Origin of the sequence: Caulobacter segnis (assembly GCF_029543125.1) — a bacterium.
Classification (GTDB): Bacteria; Pseudomonadota; Alphaproteobacteria; order Caulobacterales; family Caulobacteraceae; genus Caulobacter; species Caulobacter segnis_D.
Genome location: NZ_JARQWW010000001.1, coordinates 400,914 through 423,651, shown reverse-complemented (window position 1 = coordinate 423,651; position 22,738 = coordinate 400,914). Strand labels below are relative to the sequence as shown.

At 68.3% G+C, this 22,738-nt stretch carries 21 protein-coding genes; 3 read left to right on the top strand and 18 right to left on the bottom strand.

The window, feature by feature from the left end; all coding sequences use genetic code 11:
• Positions 1-30 precede the first annotated feature (30 nt).
• Entirely contained in the window at positions 31-960 is a 930-nt protein-coding gene (locus P7B02_RS02095; protein WP_277784644.1) for a DeoR family transcriptional regulator, read from the top strand.
• A gap of 315 nt (positions 961-1,275) precedes the next feature.
• Here the strand turns inward: P7B02_RS02095 and P7B02_RS02090 are convergent, their stop codons facing one another.
• From P7B02_RS02090 to P7B02_RS02055, 8 genes are all read right to left on the bottom strand, one after another.
• Complete coding sequence (locus tag P7B02_RS02090; protein ID WP_277784643.1) at positions 1,276-1,548, bottom strand: hypothetical protein; 273 nt, start codon at positions 1,546-1,548, stop codon at positions 1,276-1,278.
• Between the two features lie 201 nt (positions 1,549-1,749).
• Entirely contained in the window at positions 1,750-2,163 is a 414-nt protein-coding gene (locus P7B02_RS02085; protein WP_277784642.1) for a PIN domain-containing protein, read from the bottom strand.
• Complete coding sequence (locus P7B02_RS02080) at positions 2,160-2,411, bottom strand: FitA-like ribbon-helix-helix domain-containing protein (protein WP_277784641.1); 252 nt, start codon at positions 2,409-2,411, stop codon at positions 2,160-2,162. The genes P7B02_RS02085 and P7B02_RS02080 overlap by 4 nt, the downstream gene beginning before the upstream one ends.
• A gap of 75 nt (positions 2,412-2,486) precedes the next feature.
• Positions 2,487-3,467 (bottom strand): class 1 fructose-bisphosphatase, encoded by a 981-nt coding sequence (locus P7B02_RS02075; RefSeq protein ID WP_277784640.1) that lies wholly within the window; start codon positions 3,465-3,467, stop codon positions 2,487-2,489.
• A gap of 116 nt (positions 3,468-3,583) precedes the next feature.
• Positions 3,584-4,627 carry a glycosyltransferase family 2 protein gene (locus tag P7B02_RS02070; protein WP_277784639.1) on the bottom strand — a complete coding sequence of 348 codons (1,044 nt, stop codon included), beginning with the start codon at positions 4,625-4,627 and terminating at the stop codon, positions 3,584-3,586.
• 10 nt (positions 4,628-4,637) lie between these two features.
• Positions 4,638-5,768 (bottom strand): glycosyltransferase, encoded by a 1,131-nt coding sequence (locus P7B02_RS02065; protein WP_277784638.1) that lies wholly within the window; start codon positions 5,766-5,768, stop codon positions 4,638-4,640.
• Positions 5,769-5,775: 7 nt separating this feature from the next.
• Complete coding sequence (locus P7B02_RS02060; protein ID WP_277784637.1) at positions 5,776-7,047, bottom strand: glycosyltransferase family 2 protein; 1,272 nt, start codon at positions 7,045-7,047, stop codon at positions 5,776-5,778.
• A gap of 23 nt (positions 7,048-7,070) precedes the next feature.
• Positions 7,071-8,096: a phosphoribosyltransferase family protein gene (locus tag P7B02_RS02055; protein WP_277784636.1), complete on the bottom strand. Its 1,026-nt coding sequence runs from the start codon at positions 8,094-8,096 to the stop codon at positions 7,071-7,073.
• 110 nt (positions 8,097-8,206) lie between these two features.
• Between P7B02_RS02055 and P7B02_RS02050 the strand changes: the two genes are divergently transcribed.
• The gene (locus P7B02_RS02050; protein ID WP_277784635.1) at positions 8,207-9,739 is read left to right on the top strand and encodes a lipopolysaccharide biosynthesis protein; all 1,533 of its coding nucleotides are present in this window, start codon (positions 8,207-8,209) and stop codon (positions 9,737-9,739) included.
• A gap of 175 nt (positions 9,740-9,914) precedes the next feature.
• On the opposite strand, the gene vapC is transcribed toward P7B02_RS02050, so the two are convergent.
• From vapC to P7B02_RS02035, 3 genes are all read right to left on the bottom strand, one after another.
• On the bottom strand, positions 9,915-10,325 hold the full coding sequence (gene vapC, locus P7B02_RS02045) for a type II toxin-antitoxin system tRNA(fMet)-specific endonuclease VapC (protein ID WP_277784634.1): 411 nt from the start codon (positions 10,323-10,325) through the stop codon (positions 9,915-9,917).
• Positions 10,325-10,546 carry a type II toxin-antitoxin system VapB family antitoxin gene (gene vapB, locus P7B02_RS02040; RefSeq protein ID WP_277784633.1) on the bottom strand — a complete coding sequence of 74 codons (222 nt, stop codon included), beginning with the start codon at positions 10,544-10,546 and terminating at the stop codon, positions 10,325-10,327. Before vapB ends, vapC begins: the two co-directional genes overlap by 1 nt.
• A 90-nt stretch (positions 10,547-10,636) precedes the next feature.
• Positions 10,637-11,548 (bottom strand): glycoside hydrolase family 16 protein, encoded by a 912-nt coding sequence (locus P7B02_RS02035; RefSeq protein WP_277784632.1) that lies wholly within the window; start codon positions 11,546-11,548, stop codon positions 10,637-10,639.
• A 177-nt stretch (positions 11,549-11,725) separates the two neighbouring features.
• Between P7B02_RS02035 and P7B02_RS02030 the strand changes: the two genes are divergently transcribed.
• Positions 11,726-13,009: an O-antigen ligase family protein gene (locus P7B02_RS02030; RefSeq protein ID WP_277784631.1), complete on the top strand. Its 1,284-nt coding sequence runs from the start codon at positions 11,726-11,728 to the stop codon at positions 13,007-13,009.
• On the opposite strand, the gene P7B02_RS02025 is transcribed toward P7B02_RS02030, so the two are convergent.
• Genes P7B02_RS02025 through P7B02_RS01995 form a run of 7 tightly spaced genes read right to left on the bottom strand, consistent with a single transcriptional unit; the run spans position 12,912 to position 22,731 of the window.
• Positions 12,912-14,630, bottom strand: coding sequence for a GMC oxidoreductase (locus P7B02_RS02025; protein WP_277784630.1), 1,719 nt, complete (start codon positions 14,628-14,630; stop codon positions 12,912-12,914). The genes P7B02_RS02030 and P7B02_RS02025 overlap by 98 nt on opposite strands.
• 12 nt (positions 14,631-14,642) lie before the next feature.
• On the bottom strand, positions 14,643-15,680 hold the full coding sequence (locus P7B02_RS02020) for an acyltransferase family protein (protein WP_277784629.1): 1,038 nt from the start codon (positions 15,678-15,680) through the stop codon (positions 14,643-14,645).
• Positions 15,677-17,881, bottom strand: coding sequence for a glycosyltransferase (locus P7B02_RS02015; RefSeq protein WP_277784628.1), 2,205 nt, complete (start codon positions 17,879-17,881; stop codon positions 15,677-15,679). The genes P7B02_RS02020 and P7B02_RS02015 overlap by 4 nt, the downstream gene beginning before the upstream one ends.
• Positions 17,882-17,893: 12 nt before the next feature.
• Complete coding sequence (locus P7B02_RS02010; RefSeq protein WP_277784627.1) at positions 17,894-20,170, bottom strand: GumC family protein; 2,277 nt, start codon at positions 20,168-20,170, stop codon at positions 17,894-17,896.
• Positions 20,171-20,176: 6 nt separating this feature from the next.
• On the bottom strand, positions 20,177-21,172 hold the full coding sequence (locus tag P7B02_RS02005; protein WP_277784626.1) for a glycosyltransferase family 2 protein: 996 nt from the start codon (positions 21,170-21,172) through the stop codon (positions 20,177-20,179).
• Positions 21,159-22,523 carry a UDP-glucose dehydrogenase family protein gene (locus P7B02_RS02000; RefSeq protein WP_277784625.1) on the bottom strand — a complete coding sequence of 455 codons (1,365 nt, stop codon included), beginning with the start codon at positions 22,521-22,523 and terminating at the stop codon, positions 21,159-21,161. Before P7B02_RS02000 ends, P7B02_RS02005 begins: the two co-directional genes overlap by 14 nt.
• Positions 22,524-22,533: 10 nt before the next feature.
• A complete protein-coding gene (locus tag P7B02_RS01995; protein WP_277784624.1) occupies positions 22,534-22,731 on the bottom strand; it encodes a hypothetical protein in 198 nt (65 codons plus the stop codon).
• Positions 22,732-22,738: the final 7 nt, after the last annotated feature.

Below are 22,738 nucleotides of genomic sequence, written 5' to 3'. Positions count from 1 at the left end.
AAGCGCTGCCGTGACGCTATCCTTGGCGTCATGCTCGATCCTCTGTCGCCGAAGGCGTTCGACACGGACCCGGCCTTCCAGCGGATCACCTTGGCGAGCCTCGCCTATGTCCGCGATCTGGTGCGCATCACCGGCGGGGAGGGCGATCTTGTCGAGGCCCTCGTTTTCACCACCGCGCTCGACGCCAACATGGCTCCGGTCGATCGCGACGCCGATCTGGCGGTCCTTTACGGGCGGCTGGAGGAGTCGGCGCCCGACGAGCTTCGCCGTCCGGTGAGCATGAATGCGGTGGCCCAGTCCCTGGGCCTGCCCTTCGAGACGGTGCGTCGGCGCTTTGTGGCGCTGGTCGAGCGCGGCCTTTGCGTGACGACGCCGGCCGGAGTGGTCATCCCGCGCAGCGCGGTGATGTCGGAGTCCTACATCGCCTTGCAGCAGGAGCGATATGATCGGACGCGTGACCTATTTCTGGAGCTCTGGCGAGGCGGCGTGGTCGCTGATCCAAGCCCGGATGTGGAGCCGGCGGCCGACCCGCTGATCCGGGCCGTCAACCGCATCGTCTCCGAGTACGCTCTGCGCATCTGTCCGGCCCTGGTGACGTTGACGGGCAGCGTGCTGACCAGCCTGGTGCTTCTTCAACTGGTCATGGAGAACATCGAAGGTGTCGACCCCGAGGATCTGGGGGCATGGGTGCGGACGCCGCACGATTACGCCCGCCCAAGGCGCATCGTCGATCTCACCGCTGGGCTGACGCTCAGCCGGGAGACGGTCCGCCGTCATCTTCAGCTGCTTGAGAACGCCGGCTTCTGTCACCGCGGATCGCATGGCTGCGTTGCGACGCCGCCAAGGTCGGTCCTTCCGCAACTACACCGGATGGCCGAAGCCAATGACGCCGATCTGCGGCGGATGCTGGCGCGGATCGACCGGCTTGGAGTCTCGCATCTTTGGGTCAGCGAAGCCTGATCGTGGGCTGTGGTTGAACAACCACCATGCGGCTCAACAAACAGGTTGTGCGGGATGCGGTCTTGGCTGCGCACGATATGAGTAACCGCGCCTTTGCATCCGGGGCCGCGCCGCGCCAGTGAAGGCAGTTCTGGGGGCGAACCTTTGGGTTTCGCGCTTCTGGCTCGGCCGTGTGGCCGACAGCCGCGCGCGCCAGAGCTGGGGGCGGTGTGTAACGCGATCAGGGGGCTGGGGCCTCACCGCGGGACCGACTTGAACCTTCAAGACCCGGCGCTCCCGATCGTCTCTGGATGATCGGGAGCCGCACTGCCGACGTCACCGCATGAAGCGGTTGGGCGTCAGGCGGCTGGTCAGCGGCCGAACCGGCCGGCGCGTCGAGCGCCGGATGATGATCAAGGCGGTGATGTTGCCGGCCACGAAGGTCAGGGCCGCAGGGGCCAGCACCTCGACAACGAAAAGGGCGTCGCCGAAGCTGCGCGCCGCCATCAACGACCAGACGGCTCCGGTGAGCGGCAGGCTCGTAAGGGTGATCAGCGCCATCACCATGAGGCGCTTCAATCCCGGACGCGCAGCTTTGCGGCTCGCCATGCCCAAGTCCCCGACAGACCCCGTGATCGACTAGCGATCATGCCCCAAGCAAAGAACAGCTTTGGCGGATCGTCCACCGCCCAGGCCGTGCATCCCGCGCCCGGACGCGCGCAAGCGTCACAAGTCTTCGTGATGTGATGAACTTTCCATCACAGGGATGCGGCGGCTTTGAGGCCAAGCTTCCGGCCGAGCCGCCAAGGCTCAATGAGATCGCCAGGGATCGACAAGTCGAAGCGGCAGCCCTTCGAAATCGCGGATATTACGGGTCGCGAGCATTGCGCTTGTAACGAAAGCGATGCCGCCGATCATCATGTCGGACGGCTGAGAGGTCAGTCCCGACGCGTCACGAGACGCGCGCAATCGGCCCGCCGCGCGCGCGGCCATGTCATCAAGCGGCAAGATGGACATGGCGCTGGTCAGTGTGTTGAACCGCTCCGTCAGGTCGTCACGTCTGCGACCGCTGGGCAGTCGCGCCAACCCGTATTCGATCTCGAAGATCGAAATTGTCGTGGTGGAGATGGCGACGTCTCCAAGCTGCAAAAGCCAGTCGCGGACACCCGGGGAAGGCTGCGCTTTCATCAACTCCGACAGCACATTGGTGTCGAGAACGATCACTCGTGTTCACTCGGGTCGAACAACATCGCGGCCCTGTCCGAAGCTCGGCTCGGAAGCTCCAGGCTAACCCCACGATCCTCAAAGAGCTGTCGCGACAGCTCCCACAGGCCAGCCCCATCGATCCCACCAACGGCGCGCTTCAATATTGCCCGGACTTCCTCTTCCATCGACCGGCCATGGCGAGCCGCCTGCACACGCAAGCGCTCCTTCACTTCATTGTCGATGTTTCGAACCGTCAGTGTCGCCATTTCTCACCTCACGAGGTAAGAAGTACATCCCGTGCTCGCAATGCTGTCAATGCATGCGTCGGCGTCCGGTGGGGCTCAGAGACCTGCTTCGATCAGGATCGCGATCTCTTCGCTGGCCCCGAGCATCACCGACACCCGCTGGTGCAGGCCGGTGACCGGAGTATCCAGGATCGAGCCGTTCTTGCCGTCGAAGGACGCGCCGCCGGCACGCTCCACCAAGAGGGTCATGGGATTGGCTTCATAGAGCAGGCGCAGTTTGCCGGCCTTCTCACCCATGCGCTTGTCCCAGGGGTAGAGGAACACGCCGCCGCGGGTGAGCACGCGGTGAACATCGGCCACCATCGAGGCGATCCAGCGCATGTTGAAGTCGCGGCCGCGCGGACCGTCGGCGCCGGCCAGCCAGCCTTCCACGTGGGCGCGCATGGGCTCGCTCCAGTGGCGGTGGTTGGAGGCGTTGATGGCGAATTCCTTAGCCTTGGCCGGGATCGACATGGTCGCGCCCGAAGGCGTCCAGCTTCCGTCGGCGGCCAGGGTGAACACCGCAGGTGCGCCGGTCACGGTCAGCACCAGGGTGGTCTGCGGGCCATAGACCACATAGCCGGCCGCCGCCTGAGCGCGGCCGGTCTGCAGGAAGTCCGCCTCGATCGCCGGGCGTGCTTCAGTGCGCGGCGCGGGCAGGATCGAGAAGATGGTGCCGATGGAGACGTTGACGTCGATGTTGCTGGAGCCGTCCAGCGGATCGAACAGCAGCAGCCAGCCTTCGCCGTCCAGGTCGCGCACCGGCACGACGTCGTCCATCTCTTCGGAGGCCATGGCCTTGAGGCCGGCGGCCTTGGCGCAGTCGCGCAGCAGGATGTCGTTGGCCAGGATGTCGAGCTTCTTCTGCACCTCGCCCTGGACGTTCTCGGCGCCGGAGGCCGAGGCCAGGTCGCCGGCGGCGCCGAAGCGCACGAGCTGGGCGATCTCGACGCAGGCGTCGGCCGTGGCCAGGATCAGCTCGCTCAGGCTCTGCGGCGCGCCTTGCTCGCGAAGATAGGCCTCAAGACCGGTGCTCATCATCTCGTCCGTGTTTGGCCGGCTTTCCGGCGGGCGTTCCCTGATGTCGCCAAGCGTCGCCGCGATCAAGCGTTCAATCGCGGGCGACGACCTTTTGTCGACGTGATGCGGCGAGGTCAGGCGTCCGCCACGGCGGGCCTGACCAGAAGCGGCAGACGCGGGGGCTGCAATGTCGCCGACAGCCGCTCACCCCAGAAACCCAGCGACCACCCCAGATGCATGATCATGGCCGCCACCCCGGAGAGCATGGCGCAGCGGTCGCGGACCTTGAGGCCCGTGAGCACGCCAAGCCCCAGGCAGAGCCCGGCCCACGCGGCGGCCGGCGCCGCCAGTCCCAGAGCCAGCGGGGTGATCGGCGCGAATCCCAGGCCGATGACGGCCGCCGCGACGCTGGGGGCGACCAGCAGGGGCGCGGCCTGCCGCGGCTTCAGCCGCACCTTGTGCCGCGCCGCCGTCATGGCGCGGCCCCGGCCATAGTTGCGATACTGGGTGAAAAGAGCGCCGGGCCGGCTGCGGGGCCGATAGAGAATCGCCAGATCCGCCGCCAGCCAGATGCGGCCGCCCTCCTGCGTCAGGCGCAGGTCGAGCTCGGCGTCCTCGTTGTGACTGAAGCCCTCATCATAGCCGCCCACCTCGCGGAAGGCCGTCAGATCCATGAGTGCGTGATGGCCGTGATCGACCCAGCCGCTGGCCGCGCCTTGCCGATGGGCCGAACCGCCGGCGCCGAGGAAGGAGTTTTGGGCCGCCGCCGCCGCGCGCTGAAAGCAGCCTTCGCCGATCGTCCTCATGGGCACGGTCACGGACTGCGCGCCGATGGTTCTGGCCGTTTCGATCAGTCCCCGGATGAATCCCTTGGGATAGCCCGCATGAGCGTCGATACGGATCAGGTGCCGGCGGCCGCGTCCGTACTGAGCGACCGCGGCGTTGACCCCGATCGACTGGATGCGGCCCGGATTGGCCAGCAGGCGCACCTTGGGCCAGCGCTCGGCGGCGGCCTCGACGATCTGGCGGCTTCCGTCATGGCTGCCGCCGTCGGCCACGACGATCAGGGCGTCGTCACCCGTCTCGGCGGTCAGCCATTCCAGCAGGTGAGGCAGATGCGCCGCCTCGTTGAGGCAGGGGATGACCACCAGGACATCGGCGTGCTTGTCCGTGTTCATGGCTGATCCCTCAGGCTGCGCGGGTGGCTAGCGCCGCCACCAGGCGGGCGCTGTCGCGGCTGTCATAGGTGAAGGTGGAGGGGGGGAGTTCCTCCACCCGCATCCGCAAGGCGGCGTACTCGGCTGCGGTGAGGCTCGACAGGTGCGCGATCGCCTCCCTCACCGGATCGGCAAGCACCAGGCCCGCACCGCGTTCGGCCACCCAGCGCCCGGTCTCCACCCCGGCCAAGGCCAGGGCCGGCACGCCGTTGCGGCCGCCCTCATAGAGGCGGTTGGGCAGCAGCCAGAGGGAGTTTTGCCCTTCCTCAAAATAGTCGATCGCCCAGCTGAAATGGACCTCGCCATAACAGCGCGACACATCCGCAGGCTCATAGGGTCCCAGATAGGACATGCCCGGCGTGGCGGCGACCTGGCCGTCGAAGTCGTCGAACTCGTGGCGCGCCACCTGCCCGCGGATGACCACGCGGACCTGGTCGGGCAGGGCCGAGGCGATCTGGCGCAGCATGGACAGGCTCTTGGCGCAGCGGATCACGCCGAACCAACCGATGGTCCAGGGCGGCCCCGGCGGCGGACCGCCGAGCGTGGCCGCAGCGGCGTCCAGGCCGCGATCATGGACCAGCTTGTTCTCGATCAGCAGCCAGGGGCGCGACAGGCCTTGGCGCGGCTGGAAGTAGTGTTCGACGAAGGCGGGGGAGGAGACCACCACCTGATCGCAACGGGCCATCAAGGCCCGCTCGACCCATCGCATGGCCTTGGACTTGAACCCGTCGCCCAACAGGCTGCGGTGAACATCCAGGCACTCGTAGATCAGCTTGGCTTTCGGCGCGTGAACGGCTCGCGCGGCGCAGGCCACTGCCAGGGTCTCCAGGTTGCGGGCCATGATCACGTCGCGACCGGCGACGGCGGCGCGCAGAAAAGGGGTGCGCGCCACGGCCTTGGCCACGGCCAGCGCCCGCTGGCCCATGGCCGCATCGTGGGTGCGGCCCAGATCGACGACGGGTTCGCCGGGCGCCGACGCGACAGGCTCTTCGGAGCGCCGAAAGCCCAGCAGGCTGACCTCCGCCCCGCCCAGCCGAAGCAGCCACAGCCGGCGCCGCACCGCCGGATCCCGCAGGTTATGCACGAAGTAGGCGATGCGCATGGCGGCCTCAGGCCGCCGCGCCGGCAGCGACATCCAGGGGCTGGACGCCGTACATGAGCAGGGTCTCGCGCCTGGCCTTGAAGTACTCCATCATCGCACCCGGCCCGGCCAGATGACTCAGGATCATGAGAATCTGGCGCGTCTCCCCGCGCGGGGCTGGCTGGCGGCGCAGGCGCTGCTTGATGCGATGGCTCACCGGCAGCAGCAGGTTGCCTCTGATGCGGGCCGTCAGCTCCGCATCGGCGAACCCGCCCAGCGCGCGGCCGAAGGCCTTCGCCTCGGCGGCGTCCGCGAAGGTGGATCGCGCCCCGGGCTGGAAGACACGTCGCAGGGCGGCGACCTCCTGGGCGTTGAGCGTCGAAAGGGTCCCCCCGGCGCAAAGCGCCGCCGCTTCGTCGAAGTCGCGGGTCGCCTGAGGCCACAGGCCTCGCCGCGCCATGATGCAGCCCCTCTGGATCAGAGCTGTGATCCGCCGCCGATCGTCCGCCTCGCCGTGCGCCGGATCCGCATGGAATTCGTCGAGGTCGTGGCTGACGTGGATCTCGCTGAAGATCAGCTGGTTGTAGCGTCGCCAAGCGGCCTCCACCGCGTCGGCCTTCACCTGGGCCGCCTTGGGGCCGCGCACCCCGTCATGGTGGCGCTGGTGGAACATCACCTTGGGCACGCCCGCGCCTGTGAAGCGCCGGGTCAGGCGCAGGTTCATCTCGTAGTCCTGGGAGCGCGCCATGCGCACATCAAAGGGGCCCACGGCGTCGTAGGCGCAGCGGCGCACCAGCATCGCGCCCTGCCACATGAAGAAGTCCTCCAGCAGCCGCACATAGAGCGCGCGCCGATTGTCGGACCAGTAGGCGGTGTTGGCATCGCTGACCGGCGCGGGCCAGGCGCCGGTGAACTTGTCGCAAAGGCCGTAGGCGAAGCCGGCGTCCGGGTTCGCCTCGAGGGCCGCGTAGAGCGAGGAGAGGGCGTCGGGCTCGGCGATGTCGTCGTCGTCGAAAACCCAGACGAAGGGCTGGCGGGTGTTGGCGAGGCCGAGGTTCAACGCCGCCGACTTGCCCATGTTCTCCTGGCGCAGATAGCCGACCCGGCCGCCGAAGCTCCTGACCACCTGCTCGGCGGCGTTCGTTTCGGAGCCGTCGTCGACGACCACGACCTCGGCGGGCGCTCGGTCCTGAGCGAGCAGGCTGTTCAGGGCCTCGGGCAGATAGTCCGCCCGGTTGTAGGTCGGCACCAGGACGGTGACGGGAAGCGGCTGGTCATTGGCGGCTTTCGGCGTGGTCATGGGCTGCCTCGTCTCGATAGTGCTCAGGCGCCGGCGGGCGCGCGGACCGCGCGCTTGAGCTGGTCGTAGAGCGGCGCGCCGAGCAGTCGGCGGGCGGCGGCCTTCAGGCCCGAAGGCGCGGGGGTCTCGATCTCGCGGCGGCGGCGCTCATAGCCCACGCGCCGCTGGCGCATGGCGGTCAACTCCTCGACCCGGTCCGGATAGATAATGGTCTGGCTTTCGATGCTGAGCACCGGCTTGCCCGAGGCGCGGGCGATCTCGACCGCCTGGCGCTCCTCGCTCTCGATGAACAGGGCGGCGTCCGGCAGGCTGGCGTAGACGCGCGCCTTGAAGGCCCCGTGCGCGCCCGCCTTTCGCCGCGCCGCCGCGTCCGGCAGGTCGAGCATCCAAAGCTTGCCGTACTCGATCCCCTCCGCGGCCAGCCAGGCCTCGGTCTCGGGCCGATACTTCTCCAGCCGGCTGGTCACCAGATGGCCGATCGGCTTGGACGGGCGCAGAAAGGCGCGGGCGGAGGTGAGGAAGGCGCGATAGCGGTCGCCGTCGTCATTTTCCTCACTGGTGGGGTCGCAGCAAAGCACGCCGTCGATGTCGAAGCAGGCGTCGGCCAGATAGCTGTGGTGCATGGCGTTCCACTGGAACATCCGCGGATAAGGGACGGCCTCCAGGACCACATCGACCTCGGGATGCTCGGGCTTCAGGCCATAGACGGCGCAGAAGATCAGCTCGGCCTCGACGCCCGCCTCGATCAGCGCCTTTCGCGCCTGCACCATGGAGCCGCCGCTGTTGATGCTGTCATCGACCACCAGAATCCTGCGTGGTGCGGCAGGCTCTCCGTCGTCGGAGCGTCGCCGCGTGTGGCCAGTAGCCAGAAGGCGGCCGGCGGCGAAGCCTTCAAGATCGGCCAGGGGCAGGTTGAGCGCCAGGCTGATCATCGATCCGGCCAGCAGGCCACTGCGAGGAACCCCCACCACCAGATCAATATCCGGCGGCAGTTTTCGTAACTGACGCGTGATCGTATCGCTCATGTCGGCCACGGAGCGGTAATGCATGAGAATCCCTCATTCGCATCGCGGTTGGTCGGCACATTTATGCTGCACTTGCGAAGATGTGCGTCAAGGCGTTATTTGGCTTCGCCTGTATGTTTTGAGAATGTGCCCAAATGAAGTCTTCGAAAGAACTTCTTGATGCGCCGATAGCCGCGCCCTCTGATCAGTTGAGAGCGCGGGCGGTAGGCGGCGTCGCGGTGACGGGCATCTCCCAAACGATCAAGATGGTCGTCCAGTTCCTCTCGGTGGTGGTGCTGGCGCGCCTTTTGTCGCCGGACGACTTCGGCGTTTTCGCCATGGTCATGCCCATCACCGCCTTCGTGATGATGTTCCAGGACCTGGGCCTGGCTCAGGCGGTGGTCACCTCCGCCAGCATCACGCCTCGCCAGGCCAGCACGCTCTTCTGGGTCAATGTGGGCTTATCGGCTGTGCTGGCGATCGCCTTGGCCGCCTCGGCGCCGCTGATCGGGGCCTTCTATGGCGAGCCGCGCGCCGTCGGCATGGCGGTGGCCCTGGCCGCCACGGTCATGATCGCAGGGCTCGGCGCGCAGCACATGGCGCTGCTCACGCGCCACATGCGTTTTTCGCGCATGGCGATGATCGACATCGCAGGCACGATCCTCGGTTTCGCGACCGCCGTGGTCTTCGCCCTGATCCGCCCCAGCCCCTGGGCGCTGTTCGCTTCGGTGGCCGTGACCATGGCGACCAGCATGATCGGCGCCTGGCTGAGCGCGGACTGGCGGCCCGGTCGCCCGGGACCGATCCGTGAGGTCGGCGCCATGCTGCGGTTCGGCGGCGGTCTGACCGGTTTCAACCTCACCAACTTTCTGGCCCGCAACATCGACAAGGTGCTGATCGGTCGGACCGCCGGCGCAGATGCGCTGGGCCTCTACGACCGCGCCTACAAGCTGCTGCTCTGGCCGCTGCAGCAGATCAATGCACCTCTGTCACGGGTCATGGTGCCGGTGCTGTCGCGCCTGCGCGACGAACCGGGCCGCTATCGCCACGCCTATGAGCGGACGGTGCGACTGATCCTTCTCGCGGCGCTGCCCGGGGTGACGTTCCTGATCCTGACTGCCGACAAGCTGATCGCGACCCTGATGGGCGACGAGTGGGCGGCAGCCGCGCCGATCTTCATGTGGCTGGGTCTGGCCGGGCTGCACCAGCCCATGACCTCCACCGTGGGCTGGTTGTTCATCAGCCAGCAGCGCACCGGTGAGTTCGCGCGGTGGGGCATGATCAACGCTGTGACCTCCATCGCCGCCTTCGCGGCGGGTCTTCCGTGGGGTGCGATCGGGGTGGCGGCGGCCTACGCCCTGTCCGACCTCTTCCTGCGCATGCCTATCGTCTGGTGGTGGGTCGGCCGTAAGGGGCCGGTGCGCACGCGCGCCCTCTATGTCATGGCCGCGCCCTTCGCGGCGGGCGCGGCGGCGGCGGCGGCGCTGCTGGCCGTTGCGCGACGGTTCAGCACGGGGATCGCCATCGTCGATCTGATGCTGCTGGCCGCCATCGCCTATGTGGGCGCCTGGACGGTGGTGCTCGCCTTCAAGGGCGGGCGCGCCGCCTTTGCAGACGCCTTCGGCGTCGTCCGTCCGCTGATCGACAAGCTCGCGGGCCGCCTGCGGCGGGAGCCCGCCCGCCCATGATCTACCTGGCCAGCGCGGTGGCCGTCGCGGCCCTCGTTACGGGACTGTTCTGGCCTCGGATAGAGGCGCGCCTTCGCCGCCATGAAAGGCGACGCCGCAAGCGAACGCTTCAGTCACGCAGAAACGATGGATGACCCGCACGTATAGCTGCGGTTCTGACGGCTGATGATCGGCCTCAGTGCGCGCCGGCGAGCCAATCCTCGCAGCGGAGCCCCTGGACGCGCTGGAACTCCGATAGATTTCCGGTCACGACGATCAGGCCGCGGGAGCGCGCGTGCCCCGCGATGAGTAGATCATAACCACCAACGGGGCGGCCCGCGCGCTCCAGGTCCGCGCGGATGTCGGCGGCATGATCCGCTGCGAGATCATCGAAAGGCAGAACTTCAAGCTTCGCGGCGAAGTGCTCGACCTGACGTCGATTGTCGTCGGGGCGAGCCGACTTGGCCGCACCATGTAGCAGCTCGGTCAGTACGATCGTCGAGGTGCAAAGCGCCTCTGCATTCGTATTAAACCGTTCGCGCACACCTTGCGGGCGGTCTCTCAGAACGCGGATGCAAAGATTGGTGTCGAGAAGATAACGCAGCATCAAAACGCTTCTCGCGTCTGGATAGCGGGCTGTTCCCGCACGCCAAGATCGACGCCCGGTTCATCAAAGAAATCATCCCAAACTGCGTCAGACGGCACAATGACGCGTCGGTTGCCTTCTCGGAGCACGGTGACGGACTTGACGCCTTCAGGAAAGGCGACGTCCTTGGGCAGGCGAACGGCTTGCGTGCGATTGGATTGGAAGAGCGTTGTCTTGGTCATGACCACCTCCCTGGATATACAAGGTGTATATACTTATTGGGGCGTCACGTCGAGCGGCGGTCCTCGCGGGCAAGATGGCGCCAATGGCCTTTAGCCAAGCTTCCAGGCCCGCACGTAGTCGACCTCCATCCGGGCGGGGAAGCGCGTCCGCACGTCCGGGTCACCCGGCCATTTGCCGCCCACCGCCAGGTTGACGATCATGTACATCGGACCCGTGGCGTCGGTAGGCGCTGCAGCTTCGTTCGTCTGCACGCCGTCGATGAAGAAGCGCAGGCTGCCAGGCGTCCACAGCACGCCGTAGGTATGGAAGCCCGCGGCGTCGTCGCCTTGCAGGCGCGCCTTCTGGGTGCGGCCCACATGCTTGCCGCCAGCCTTGGTGTGCACCGACTGATAGACGGTGCGCATGTCGTGGCCCAAGGCCTCCATCACGTCGATCTCCGGCGGCCATGCGCCGTTGGACGGCAGCAGCCAGAAGGCCGGCCACAGACCCTTGCCGCTTGTCCATCGCGTGCGGATCTCGAAGTAGCCGTACCTCTGCTCGAACAGACCGCGTGTGGTCAGGACGCCGGAGCTGTAGCGGACATCCTTCAACGGCCCCGCCCGCAGCTTCTGCGGCTGCAGGTCCAGCGCCCGGGCCAAGGCTGCGCGTTCGCGTTCGGCCAAGGGCTTGGCCGTGATGGTCAACACCCCGCCCCCTGTCGAGAACGGATCGACCCCAAGGCCCATGAACGCCTTGTCGAAATAGACCTGCCGTTCGCGGTTGTTGTAGAGGCTGCGGTCGGAAAGGCTCTTGGGCTCCGGCCCGGCGGTCTTGTAGGCGGTGCGCCATCGCTTGGGATCTGGCCGCTGATCAAAGCCGTCATCGAAGGTCAGGCGCAGGGGCGCGCCCGCCGCGGCCGCCACCGCCGGAGCGGGTTTCGGCTCGGCTCTGGCCGCCTCCGCGCCGCTCGTCGTCATCCAGGCGGCCGCCGTCGCGACGCCAAGCATCAGGGTGATGCGCATGCTCGCCTCGTTTGGTTGATCAAAATCGCGGCGCCGGGGAGCCAGGCGCCCTCATGAGGCCCTATTGACCCTGCCCACTGCGGCCATCGCATGGCGCCGAGGCGTCGAGAGGAAACCCGCAAGGCCAAGCTGCGTTGGGATGTTGAGCCTGACAGGCGGCCGCTGAAGGGGGCGAGCATGACCGGCGTCGCACATGCGCCATGGCGAGAGAGCGAGACCTTGGCGCAGGACGAGCCCTGGCCGCCTTCGGCTGAACGCCCGGGCGACTGGGGCGATGTTCTGATCGCGGGCCTCGCCCTGGCGGCGCTCACCCTCAGCTGGACCGGCATCCTCGGCGCCCTGAGCATCCTTTTGCAGCTGGCGGTCCTGGGCGCGCTGGTCTGGCTCAAGCCGGTGACGGTGATCGACGCGTTCAAGCGCGGCTGGCCGTTGCTGATCGTCGGCGTCCTGCCCTGTCTCTCCACGCTATGGTCCACCGTCCCCGGGGTGAGCCTGCGCTATGGCGCGCAGCTGGCCGTGACCCTGGCCATCGCCGTGGCGGTGGTGGCGGTCAGTCCCCTGCGGACCTATGTGCGGGGGGTCTTCCTCAGCACCCTGATGATCCTGGCGATCTGCATCGTCTATGGCCGGCGCGGCGCCTCGGCCGAAGGGCCGGTGCTGATCGGAATTCTCGGCTCCAAGAACGCCATGGCCTTCCTCGCGCAGCTCGTTCTGGTCAGCGGTGTGGCGGTGCTGGGCGATGGCCGACAGCCCTTGTGGGCGCGTCTGCCGGCCCTTGCCGGCATTCCGGCCGCGCTCTTCGTTCTGGCCACCGGTCAGTCGGCGGGCGGCATGATCACCGCCGTACTGGGCCTCGTTCTGCTCGCCGGTTTCGCGGGGCTGGCCTGGCTGCCTCCAAAGGGGCGGGCGGCGGCGGCGGCGATCCTGGTGCTGATGCTCGCGCCGCTGGCGGCGGCCATGCCGATCCTGGTGGAGGAGGCCCAGACCTTCGCCTCCGATGTTCTGCACAAGGACGCCGGGCTCACCGGGCGCGACTGGCTGTGGGCGTTCGCCGACCGGCTCATCGCCGATCGTCCCCTCATCGGCCATGGCTACCGGTCCATCTGGCTAGGTGATGACGCCACCACCATCGGCCTGCTGCGCTGGGCCGGTCTGACGGACGGCAAGGGCTTCCACTTCCACGACAACTATCGCGAATGGGCGGTGGACTTCGGCCTGGTGGGCGCGGCGGTCATCGGCCTCGCCCTTGGGGCCAGCGGCGTGCGCCTGATCGTCAACGCAGTCAGCCGGCCGGGTCTGGCGCCGGCCTTCGTCACCGCCATGTTCCTGGTGATGGCTGTCCGCGCCAAGGTGGAGAACGTCTTCATGCCGTTTCAGCCGACGACGCTGCTGCTGTTCGCGCTCGCGGCCTGGGCGTGGGTGGCGCCGCCTCCGCCACTGGAGGATGAGGCTCCTCAATGACCATCATCCGGCTGGCGGGCTCGGCCTTCAGATGGTCGGCCAGGCGCAGGGCCAAGGCGACGATGGTGAAGGTCGGGTTGGCGTGACCGCCGGTGGGCAGGCTCGATCCGCCGAGGACGTATAGGTTCTGCAGGCCATGGAAGCGCAGATCCGCGTCGATTACGCCCTCGCGCGGATCGCGGCTCATGCGAGTCCCGCCCAGGTGATGATAGCTCTCCAGCATCGCCCCGAGCGTCAGGCCGCCGGTCTCCTCAAGGTCATCCGCCGCCCTCAGATCGGCTAGCCCGAAGCGCCTCAGCTGGTCGATGCAGACGCGGGTCATGAAGGCCGCCGTGGCGCGGTCCTGGCGGCTGATCCGCCAATCAACACGGGCCGTGAAGAGCCCGAGGCGGTCGCGCGCCCCGGAGAGCAGAACCCTGCTGTCGGGATCGGGGCTCTGTTCCAGATCGACGATGAGCTCCGCCAGAGGAGCGCTGGGCACGGGCCCCAGACCCATGGCGCGGCGGGCCAAGTTGGCGGCGATCTTGCCGGCGTCTCGCGCCATGGCGGCGACCTCGTCGGCGCGGACATCCTCTCCGCGCGCCATCCGCTTGGCGACCTCCCAGCCGTCGCGCGGATCGGGCAGATATCGCAGGACGGCGCTGGCGTTCAGCAGGCCTTCGCGCGCCTGGGCCGTGGGCGACAGGGCGAGACCGATCTCGTGATGGGCGCCCCTGCGCACCTGCCCAAGATGAAACAAGGCGCAGGCTTGCCGGCTCGGCGGTCCGGCGGCGGTGACCGCGCGAGGGTGCTGCATGAACCATCGTCCGAGGACCTCGTGCGGATCGGCGACGCCGCTGTCCGGATCGCGCGCGAAGTTGAGCAGAAGGCGGTTGTTCTCCAGCCCGCCGCAGGCGAGCACGAACCGGCTGGCTCGGATACGAAGCTGAGCGCCGTCCTGACGGCATGCGCGGGCGGCTTCGATCCGTCCTTCGCCGCCTTCGAGCGCGATGAGGTCGGCTCCGAGGATCATGCGGGTGTGGGGTGAGCGGGCGAGGCGCTGGCCGAAGCGCTCGCCCCAGTCCTGGTAGGTGCGCCAATGCTGAGCGGCGTAGCGCCAGACAAAGAAGTCGATGTCCTCGAGGCCGTAGCGTGAACGGGCCTGGCGAAGGCGGGGAGCCGCGTCGTCGGCGCGCCATGGTCGGGTGAACCCGCACACAGATTCCGCATGCCGGTAATAGGGTGCGAGGTCCGAGTGACGGATCGGCCAGCCCGACCACGGGGTCCAGGCGCGAGGCTCGAAATCCAGTGTGTCCAGCTCAGCGCAGCGCCCTGTCCACTTGCGGGTGGCTCCGCCCAGCACCCGATAGCGCCCCTGAGGCACCGCCATGGGTTCGCCGATCGACTCGCCTTCGAAGAGCGCCTGGGCGGCGGGGTCGATGTTCTTTCCGCCGCCTTCGAGCACGCAGATCTTCAGGCCGCATCCGTCCAGCGCTTGGGCGAGGGTCAGGCCCGCCGCCCCCGCGCCGACGATGCAGACGTCGCAGTCGACGACCTCGATCTGGTCGCCTGCCGATGAGCCGGTCCCCCGACCGGCTGTCGCATGATCGCCCATGTCCCATCCCCGGGCCGGCTCGCTCAAGCCGGCGTTCGCCTACCTCAAACCCAGGAAGACGCGCCGGGTCCCCGCCCAGCGCATCAAAACCGCCTCCAACAGCATCGGTCCGGCCAGGCCCGCCGCCAGCCCCGCCGTGATCTGCATGGCCAGCGGCGCGCCGAGCTTTCCCAGAGCCGTGCGTGCCGCCACCACGAAGAAGATGTGAAACAGGAAGATGGCGAAGGAGGCCGAGCCGATCCGCGCCAAGAAGACGTTGTCCGGCACGCTGCGCAGGAGCAGCAGGGAGCCGCCGGCGCCGATGATCAGCGACAGCACCGTCACCCGCGCCGCCACCACCTCATGCGGCAGGTGTGCGACCCGCCAGCCGTGGATGACAAGGGCGATCGAAACAAAAGCCGCGACGCCGGTCAGCAAGGCAGGGCGGCTGGCCAGATTGAACCGGAAGGTCGCCAGCCCGGCCAGGAAGTAGGGCAGCAGATAGAGCGCCCCGCCCAGCGACAGGAACGTCGTGGTCTCCAGAGGATGGCCGGCGATGAAGGCCACGGCCGCCGCCAGCGCGACACCCTGCCAGCGGCTCAAGGCGCCGAGACTTTCCAGCATGGCGACGAGCACGAAGATGAGTACCATGGCCTGGAGGAACCAGTAGATCTCGTAGGAGAACAGGTAGATGCGCCACATGTCCGGCAGCGCCGCGCCGAGGCTTCCGTACCAGCCGTTCCACACCAGGAAGAATAGGGTCGAGACGGCGACGAGCGGCAGAACCAGCCGTCGCGCCTTGCCCTTCAGAAAGGGCGCGGCCTGGCCCTGCCGCATGGGTTTGAGCGCATAGACGTAGCCGGACAGGAAGCCGAAGATGGGCATGCGGATGTAGAGCAGCAGATCCATGACCTTGCGCAGGACCGTGTCATCTGACACGCGCAGGCCGTCCGAGGCGCCGCCGCCCACCACATGGAAGAAGACCAGCAGCAGGCAGGCTATGCCGCGCATCACCTGAACCTGCCGAGAGCGGACCGCACTTTGGCCGACGGACCGGGGGGCGGGGCTCTCCACCGCCGGCGCCGCCGCCAGGCTCATGCGGGTTCGGCGATCAGGGACAGCATCGGTCCGTAGCAGGCCCGCGCTCCGAACACGTCACGAGCAGCCGCAAGACCCGCTGCGGCCAGGGCGGCGCGGGCCTCATCGTCATCCAGCAGGTCGGCGATATGGGCGGCGAAAACTTCAGGCTCGTCGGCGCGCCGGACCACGGAAGACAGCTCTCGCTCGACTCCCTGCAGGCTGACCGAGGTTGCGACTACGGCCTTGCCGGCGGCCAGGGCCTCCACCAGCTTGATCTTCAGTCCCGAGCCGGTGATCAGCGGGGAGACCACGACGGCCGCGCCGGCGTAGAGCGGCGCCAAGTCCGGTACCGGGCCAAGCACAGTCACACCTTGCGGCGCGCCGTCCAGGGCGCGGCTGACATTGCCGACCACAGTCAGACGCGCATCGGGACGGCGGGCGATCAGCGCGGGCCAGACCTTGTCGAACAGCCAGTGCAGGCCGACCACATTGGGCGCGGTATTGCTGCCCACGAACAGAATCTCCGGCGCACGTCCGGGGGCGGCGGAGGAGACTGGATCCGCCGCTATGGGCGTGGTCACCACCTGCCGTCCGGGCAGGTTTGCGGCGACGGCCGCCGCCTCGTCCTGCTGCACGGCGAGGATGATGTCGGCTTGGCCGAGGAGGGCGTACTCGGCCTCGGCGGAGAGGGCCGCCACCGAGTCCGAGCCGCCCACCGCCGCGAACTGTGCGGCCCGAGAGGAGAAAAGGTCATGCATGACCACCAGCCGCCGTGCGGCCGGGGTCAGGGCGTAGGGCGCCAGGGGGGCGGCGAAGGCGTAGTCGCAGAGCAGAGCCTTGGCGCCGCGTGCGTGGCGGGCGACGAACATCTGGTCGGCGCGTGTGGCGGGCGCGGCGATGGCGTAGGGCGCGGGCTTCACCCAGCCGGACGGCTTGAGCTTCAGCTTGGCGAGGCCTTTCTCGATGCCGGTGAGCAGGGCGCGGCCCAGGATGCGCGGGTCCTTGGCGACCACCCATCGCCCCACGCGCAAGCCGCCTCGAATGCGCACGGCATCGAACAGGGCCATTTCATCCGACAGCTTCAGCACCGGCCAGCGGCCAAAGGTGGCGGGCGTCGGGCCAAGCCAAGTCACGCGATGGCCAGCTTCCCTGAGCGCGCGGCACAGGCTGAGCAGATAGGTGGAGCTGCCGTTGGTGGAGCCCACCACCCGTTGGCGCGAGAGCACGACCACCTTCCCGGCTCCGTCCGCTGCGCGTTCAGCGCCGCGCAGCCGCGCCAGGGCCTGTCCGAGCTTGTCTTGGACCGGCACGCGCAACAGGGCCGCGCCAGCAGGGGTCCTCATGGCCGCCGCCAGCGCCGCCGCCGGGCGGCGCGCTTTCAGCGCCAGGACAATGTCGTCCAGGCCCAGGGCCGCGTCTATGCTGGCCTCAAGCGACGATAGCGCGGCGGCGGTCTTCGAGCTGCCCACAGCCTGACGAAGCCGCACGGCGTTGGCGGCCATGGCCTCCAGCCGGGGTCGGTCGAGGCGATGCGAGATCGACTGCGGATGCTTGCGGTAGAAGTAGGCGATCCTCGGCGTGCACCACAGGGTCATGCCCTTTCCCATGGCGCGGGCTATCAGATCGAAATCCTCGCCCACGGGCAGGTCTTCGGCATAGGTCACCCCTGCCTCGGCCAGGACCTGCCGCCGGATCAGCGGTTTGGCGAAGCCGAGCGACGGCGCAGAGCCGTAGAGGCGGTTGCTGCGGATGTAGTCGGGCAGGGCGATCCATTGCGGACGCTTGGCCAGATCGCCGCGCAGCAATGTGCGCGGCTGGCTCCCGCCGTCGTCGGCAAAGATCAGCAGGTCGTCGATGACGATGTGCGCGCCGCTGCCCCGCGCCTCGGCGACAAGAGCCTCCAATCGTTCGGGATGTATGAAATCGTCGCTGTCGACCACGGCCAGGAATTCACCCTGCGCTTGGGACAGGGCGAGGTTGCGCGCCGCACCGGGGCCGCCGGAGCTGGGACGGGCCAGCACGCGCATGCGCGGGTCACTCTCGGCCAACCGTGACAGCAGGGCGATGCTGTCATCGGTGGAGGCGTCGTCCACGACGATCAGCTCCAGGCCCGACAGGGTCGAGGCCAGCACCGAACGGACCGCCTCAGCCAAGTGCCGGGCGCCGTTGTGGTTGGCCATCAACACGCTGACCGTCGGGCTGGCGAGATCACGGGCCATGCCGGCGCTCCCCTAGCCGGCGTAGTACTTGCGCACCTGCGGGTAATAGTACCCGGGGTCGCCATAGCCGTATCGGGACTGCTCGTTCAGATCGACCTGGTTGAGGGCGACGCCGCCGATCACGGCTCCCGACTGTTCCAGGATGCCGATGGCGGATTCCACCGCCCGGCTGGAGGTGCGCCGCCATTGGGCCAGGAACAGCACCGCGTCGGCCTTCATGGCCAGCAGGCGCGTGTCCGCCACCGCCAGGACCGGCGGCGTGTCGAGCACCACCAGATCAAAGCGCGCCTCCAGGTCCTTGAGCAGGGCGGTCAGGGCTTGGCCCGCGAAGATGTCCTGGGCGCCGTCGACGCCGGCGATGGGCAGGACCAGAGTGCCGCCTTCGTCCTCCACCAGAGCCTCGTCGAGCGTGGCGCGGCCGTTCAGCACTTCCACCAGGCCGACCTTGGGCGACAGGCTTAGCGCGCGGTTCAGGCTGCGGCGGCGAAGGTCGCAGTCGACCACCACAACCGATAGCCCAGCCTGGGCGGCGGAGCGCGCCAGGCACAGGCTGGTGGTGGTCTTGCCCTCGCCCGGCAGGGCCGAGGTGACCGCCAGGGTTTTGACCGTGTTGTCCAACCGTCCGTAGAGCAGGGAGGTTCGCAGGGCCCGGAAGCTCTCTGCGAAGGCCGACAGCGGCCGCGCCAGCAGGTGCTGGCCCGGCGTGAGATTGCGGTCCCGCCGCTGGGCGATGCTGCTCAGCAGCGGGATGGAGCCGAGAGCGGCGACGCCGAGCTTGGCCTCCACGTCATCCGCTGTAGTCAACCCTTCGTCCATGCCGCCGGCCACCGCCACGCCAGCCGCGCCGACCGCGAAGGCCAGGGCGAGGCCGAGGGTCAGGTTGAGCGGGACGTTGGGGTTGCTGGGCCGGATGGGCGCCTTGGCGCTGGAGGCCACGGCGGCGTTGGCGCCGAGGATGCCGGTCTGGCTGGAGGTCTCGCGATAACGGGCCAGCAGGCTCTCGTAATCGGCGCGGGCCACCTGGGCGTCGCGCTCCAGCCGGTTCAGATCCACCGCGGCGGCGTTGTTGCTGGCCAGGGTTCCCCGGGCGCCGCCCAGGGTCGAGGCCACCGACTGGGTGCGGCCGCGCGCCACCTGAACCTTGGCTTCCAGGTTGGACATGACGCGTTTGATCTCGGCCTGGATCTGGGCGTCGATGTCGGCCAGCTCCTCCTTGGCGCGGATCAGTTGCGGGTGACGGTCGCCGTAACGCTGGCGAAGGTCGGCGACCTTCGAGCTGACCGAGGCGCGTTGCCCGCGAAGGCCCTGAATGACCGGGGAGTCGAGCGCCTCGCCCACATCGTCGCCCAGCGAGCCGCGGGCCAGCTGGTCACGGGCGGTGCGCAGACGCGCCTCCTCGGTCGCTTGCTCGGCGCGAGCCGTGGCCAGTTGCTGGTTGTAGGTGGAGATCTCCTGCTCGGCGATCGTCGCGCCGGAGGCGCTGAGCAGGCCGTTGCTCTGGCGATAGGCGGCCACGGCGGCCTCCTTGGCCGCCAGCTCGGGTTCGAGCTGGGCCAGGCGGCGGACCAGCCATTGATTGGCGCTGCTGGTTGCGGCCACGCGGCGCTCCACTTGGCTGGCCACGTATTGGTTGGCGTAGGCGTTGGCGATGCGCGCCGACATCTGCGGATCGACGGTGGTCACCGCCACATCGACCACATAGGTCATGCCGGATCGGCGAATCTTCGCTGAACGCTGCACCGTGCCGGCCGCGGCGTCACGACCCTGGCGCAGGCCCTGCGGCGTGCTGAGCGGCGGAGCGGGCGTGTAGGGACGGCCGGAGATGCTGTCGGTGATCTTGCGCAGGAAGGAGCGTTCCTGCAGGCGGGTGTTGAACCGCGGGTCCTGTTCAAGCTTCAGCGCCTGGACCACGCGCATAGCCATCTCACGCGACTGCAGAACCTCCACCTGGGTGTCCACGGCCGCCTCTTCGGCGGGCATGGACGGGACCACGGACTCGGATCGGACCACACGCTCCGTGCCCGGCTCGAACATGAGTTGCGAGATCGCGGTGTATTTGCGTTCGGCCGTGAAGGTGACCAACGCGGCGAGGGCGAACACCGTCAGGGCCAGGGCGCAGAACAGGCGGATGTGACGCCGGAAGACCAGCATCAGGCCGCGTAGGTCGATCGCTTCCGACAGCGATTGCGGGCGGGAGGCCGGTCGCGGACGCCGCCGCAAGCGGTTGCCGGCTGCGGTGTCTGGCGTGTTCTGGGCGTGGGGCGGCGCGGCGCCGTGGAGCGTCTGCATGGAGTTCTAAGACCTCGCCTTGGGCTCGGGACGTAGGGGGAGGGCGGCGGGCTCCGGCGCGCGTTTCACGCGGCCAAGAGTGCGCAGCCAAAGCTGTTCGATAAGGCGGGCGGCGAGGAATCGCGCCACCGGCCAGGAGGTGACGGTCGCCGCCATGGCCGCCGGATCGCGGGCCTTCACGGCGTTGATCAGCAGGCGCCATTGCAGACGCTGATCGACGCTGACGGCGTGGGCGTCCAAGGCGGCGCTTTCGGCGCGGCTCAAGGGGCGGACGGCGGCGATGTCGCGATCGCAGTCGCGCAGCCGCCGCAGGTCTTCTTCCGAATGACGGCCGCTGAGACTGTCGGGTCGGGTGACCGCCACATAGCCTTGCGGTCCGGTCAGCAGCAGCTGCGCGCCGTGCGCCAGGGCGGCCGCATAGAAGGCGTAGTCTTCGCCCAGCCGCAGACTGTCGTCATAGGTGAGCGCGTGCCGGCGCAGGAAGGCCATGCGCATCAACGGCTTGATGAAGCCCAGTTCCTGGCGGTCACGGCCTTGCCGGCTGACATTGCCGCGCACGAAGGCTTCGAGGTTGATCTGCTCCGCCTGAGTGGTCGTCGAAAGCGCGGGCGGCGCGGCGCCGGACGTAACCTTGATCAGAGCGTCGGCGACCAGGTCCTGGCCCTCGGTCAGCGCCAGCAGGCGCGCGGTGCGGCCGGGCAGGAAATAGTCGTCGGAATCGAGCACGCAGACCCAGGGCGTGGTCAAGACCGCCAGGGCGCGGTTGCGGGCGCAGGCTGGCCCTTGATTGACCGCCTGCCGCAGCACGGTCAGGCGGCCGCTGCCGTCGTCGGCGGCCAGGGCGGCGGCAGGGGTGTCGTCGCCCGAGGCGTCATCCACCACGACCACCTGTCCCACTTCCGGTTCGGCCAGCGCCGAGGCGACGGCCGCGCCGATGGTGTCCGCCGCCCGATAGGCCGCGATGACCACGCCGACGGAGCCGGTTTGCTCAGGCCTCTTCATCGACGCTTTCCTGCGCGGAAAGAGGCTCGCGCCCCTCCAGCGGCGCGATGCCCCGGCCGATGCTCACATAGGTGAAGCCCTCGGCGGCCATATCTTCGGGGCGGTAGATGTTGCGCAGGTCGACGATGACTGGCTGCGCCAGGGTCCGCCGGACGCGGCCAAGATCGAGCGCGCGAAAGCGGTCCCATTCGGTAAGGATCACCGCTGCGTCAGCGCCCTCCAGCGCTTCATAAGGGCCGGCGCGCATCTCGACGCCGGGCAACAGCGGCTCGGCCTGGATCATGCTCTCCGGATCGTGGGCCACTACCTTGGCGCCCATGGCCTGCAAGGCCGGAGCAAGATCGAGCGCGGGCGCGTCGCGCATGTCGTCGGTGTTGGGTTTGAAGGCCAAGCCGAGCAGGGCGACCGTCTTGCCCTCCACCGATCCGCCGAGCGCGGCGGCGACCCGATCCGCCATGGCGGCCTTGCGGGCGTCGTTCACCGCAACCGTGGTCTCAACCAGTCGAAGCTGGGCGCCCACATGGGCGGCGGTGCGCGCCAGGGCCAGGGTGTCTTTCGGGAAGCAGGAGCCGCCATAGCCGGGGCCGGCGTTCAGGAACTTCGACCCGATCCGCTTGTCCATGCCGACGCCGCGGGCCACCTGCTGCACGTCGGCGCCAACCTTCTCGCAGAGGTCCGCCATCTCGTTGATGAAGGTGATCTTCATCGCCAGGAAGGCGTTGGCCGCGTACTTGGTCAGTTCGCTGGTGCGCCGGTCGGTGAACAGCACCGGCGTCTCGTTCAGGAAGAGCGGGCGATAAAGCTCGCGCATCACCTGCCGGGCGCGCTCATCCTCTGTGCCGACGATCACGCGGTCGGGGCGCTTGAAGTCCTCGATGGCGGCGCCTTCGCGCAGGAACTCCGGGTTCGAGGCCACCGCGAATTCCGCCTCCGGGCGCAGGGCGCGGATGATGGATTCGATGGCGTCGCCGGTCCCCACCGGCACGGTGGACTTGGTGACCACCACGGTGAAGCCGTCGATCAGGCTGGCGATCTCTTCGGCCGCCGCGTGAACATAGGAAAGATCCGCATGGCCGTCGCCGCGGCGGGACGGAGTGCCCACGGCGATGAACACCGCTTCGGCGCCGGCCATGCCTTCCGCCAAGTCGGTGGTGAAGCGCAGGCGCGCCTCACGGACATTGCGGGCGACCATTTCATCCAGGCCGGGCTCGAAGATCGGCATGTCCCCGGCCAGCAGCCGCGCAATCTTGCCGGGGTCCTTGTCCACGCACGTGACTTCATGGCCGAAGTCCGCGAAGCAGGCCCCGGATACGAGGCCCACATAGCCGGAACCGATGACAGCGATGCGCATGGCGTCTCCTTCAGGAAGCGTTCGGACCGGACGAGACGGTCATCGACGAGGAACGGGAGAAGGCGGCGGCGCTGGCGCGCGCCTCTTCAAGGGCGGTGTCCAGATCGCCGGCTTCTCCGCCAGCGGCGGTCACGCCGTCCTGACCGACCAGGCTCCAACGCCACCCTTGGGCGTGGACAACGAAAAGGCTGAAGCGCTCGCCAAACATCGCGCGC

Bases quoted from the DNA above. Each gene is read 5' to 3' on its own strand.
- P7B02_RS02015 (WP_277784628.1), bottom strand. From the start codon at position 17,881: ATGGCCCGTGATCTCGCCAGCCCGACGGTCAGCGTGTTGATGGCCAAC.
- P7B02_RS02060 (WP_277784637.1), bottom strand. From the start codon at position 7,047: ATGACCACGCCGAAAGCCGCCAATGACCAGCCGCTTCCCGTCACCGTC.
- P7B02_RS02075 (WP_277784640.1), bottom strand. From the start codon at position 3,467: ATGAGCACCGGTCTTGAGGCCTATCTTCGCGAGCAAGGCGCGCCGCAG.
- P7B02_RS01995 (WP_277784624.1), bottom strand. From the start codon at position 22,731: ATGTTTGGCGAGCGCTTCAGCCTTTTCGTTGTCCACGCCCAAGGGTGG.
- P7B02_RS02010 (WP_277784627.1), bottom strand. From the start codon at position 20,170: ATGCAGACGCTCCACGGCGCCGCGCCGCCCCACGCCCAGAACACGCCA.
- P7B02_RS02080 (WP_277784641.1), bottom strand. From the start codon at position 2,411: ATGGCGACACTGACGGTTCGAAACATCGACAATGAAGTGAAGGAGCGC.
- P7B02_RS02095 (WP_277784644.1), top strand. From the start codon at position 31: ATGCTCGATCCTCTGTCGCCGAAGGCGTTCGACACGGACCCGGCCTTC.
- P7B02_RS02050 (WP_277784635.1), top strand. From the start codon at position 8,207: ATGAAGTCTTCGAAAGAACTTCTTGATGCGCCGATAGCCGCGCCCTCT.
- P7B02_RS02005 (WP_277784626.1), bottom strand. From the start codon at position 21,172: ATGAAGAGGCCTGAGCAAACCGGCTCCGTCGGCGTGGTCATCGCGGCC.
- P7B02_RS02090 (WP_277784643.1), bottom strand. From the start codon at position 1,548: ATGGCGAGCCGCAAAGCTGCGCGTCCGGGATTGAAGCGCCTCATGGTG.
- P7B02_RS02065 (WP_277784638.1), bottom strand. From the start codon at position 5,768: ATGCGCATCGCCTACTTCGTGCATAACCTGCGGGATCCGGCGGTGCGG.
- P7B02_RS02020 (WP_277784629.1), bottom strand. From the start codon at position 15,680: ATGAGCCTGGCGGCGGCGCCGGCGGTGGAGAGCCCCGCCCCCCGGTCC.
- P7B02_RS02055 (WP_277784636.1), bottom strand. From the start codon at position 8,096: ATGCATTACCGCTCCGTGGCCGACATGAGCGATACGATCACGCGTCAG.
- P7B02_RS02035 (WP_277784632.1), bottom strand. From the start codon at position 11,548: ATGCGCATCACCCTGATGCTTGGCGTCGCGACGGCGGCCGCCTGGATG.
- P7B02_RS02000 (WP_277784625.1), bottom strand. From the start codon at position 22,523: ATGCGCATCGCTGTCATCGGTTCCGGCTATGTGGGCCTCGTATCCGGG.
- vapC (WP_277784634.1), bottom strand. From the start codon at position 10,325: ATGCTGCGTTATCTTCTCGACACCAATCTTTGCATCCGCGTTCTGAGA.
- vapB (WP_277784633.1), bottom strand. From the start codon at position 10,546: ATGACCAAGACAACGCTCTTCCAATCCAATCGCACGCAAGCCGTTCGC.
- P7B02_RS02070 (WP_277784639.1), bottom strand. From the start codon at position 4,627: ATGAACACGGACAAGCACGCCGATGTCCTGGTGGTCATCCCCTGCCTC.
- P7B02_RS02030 (WP_277784631.1), top strand. From the start codon at position 11,726: ATGACCGGCGTCGCACATGCGCCATGGCGAGAGAGCGAGACCTTGGCG.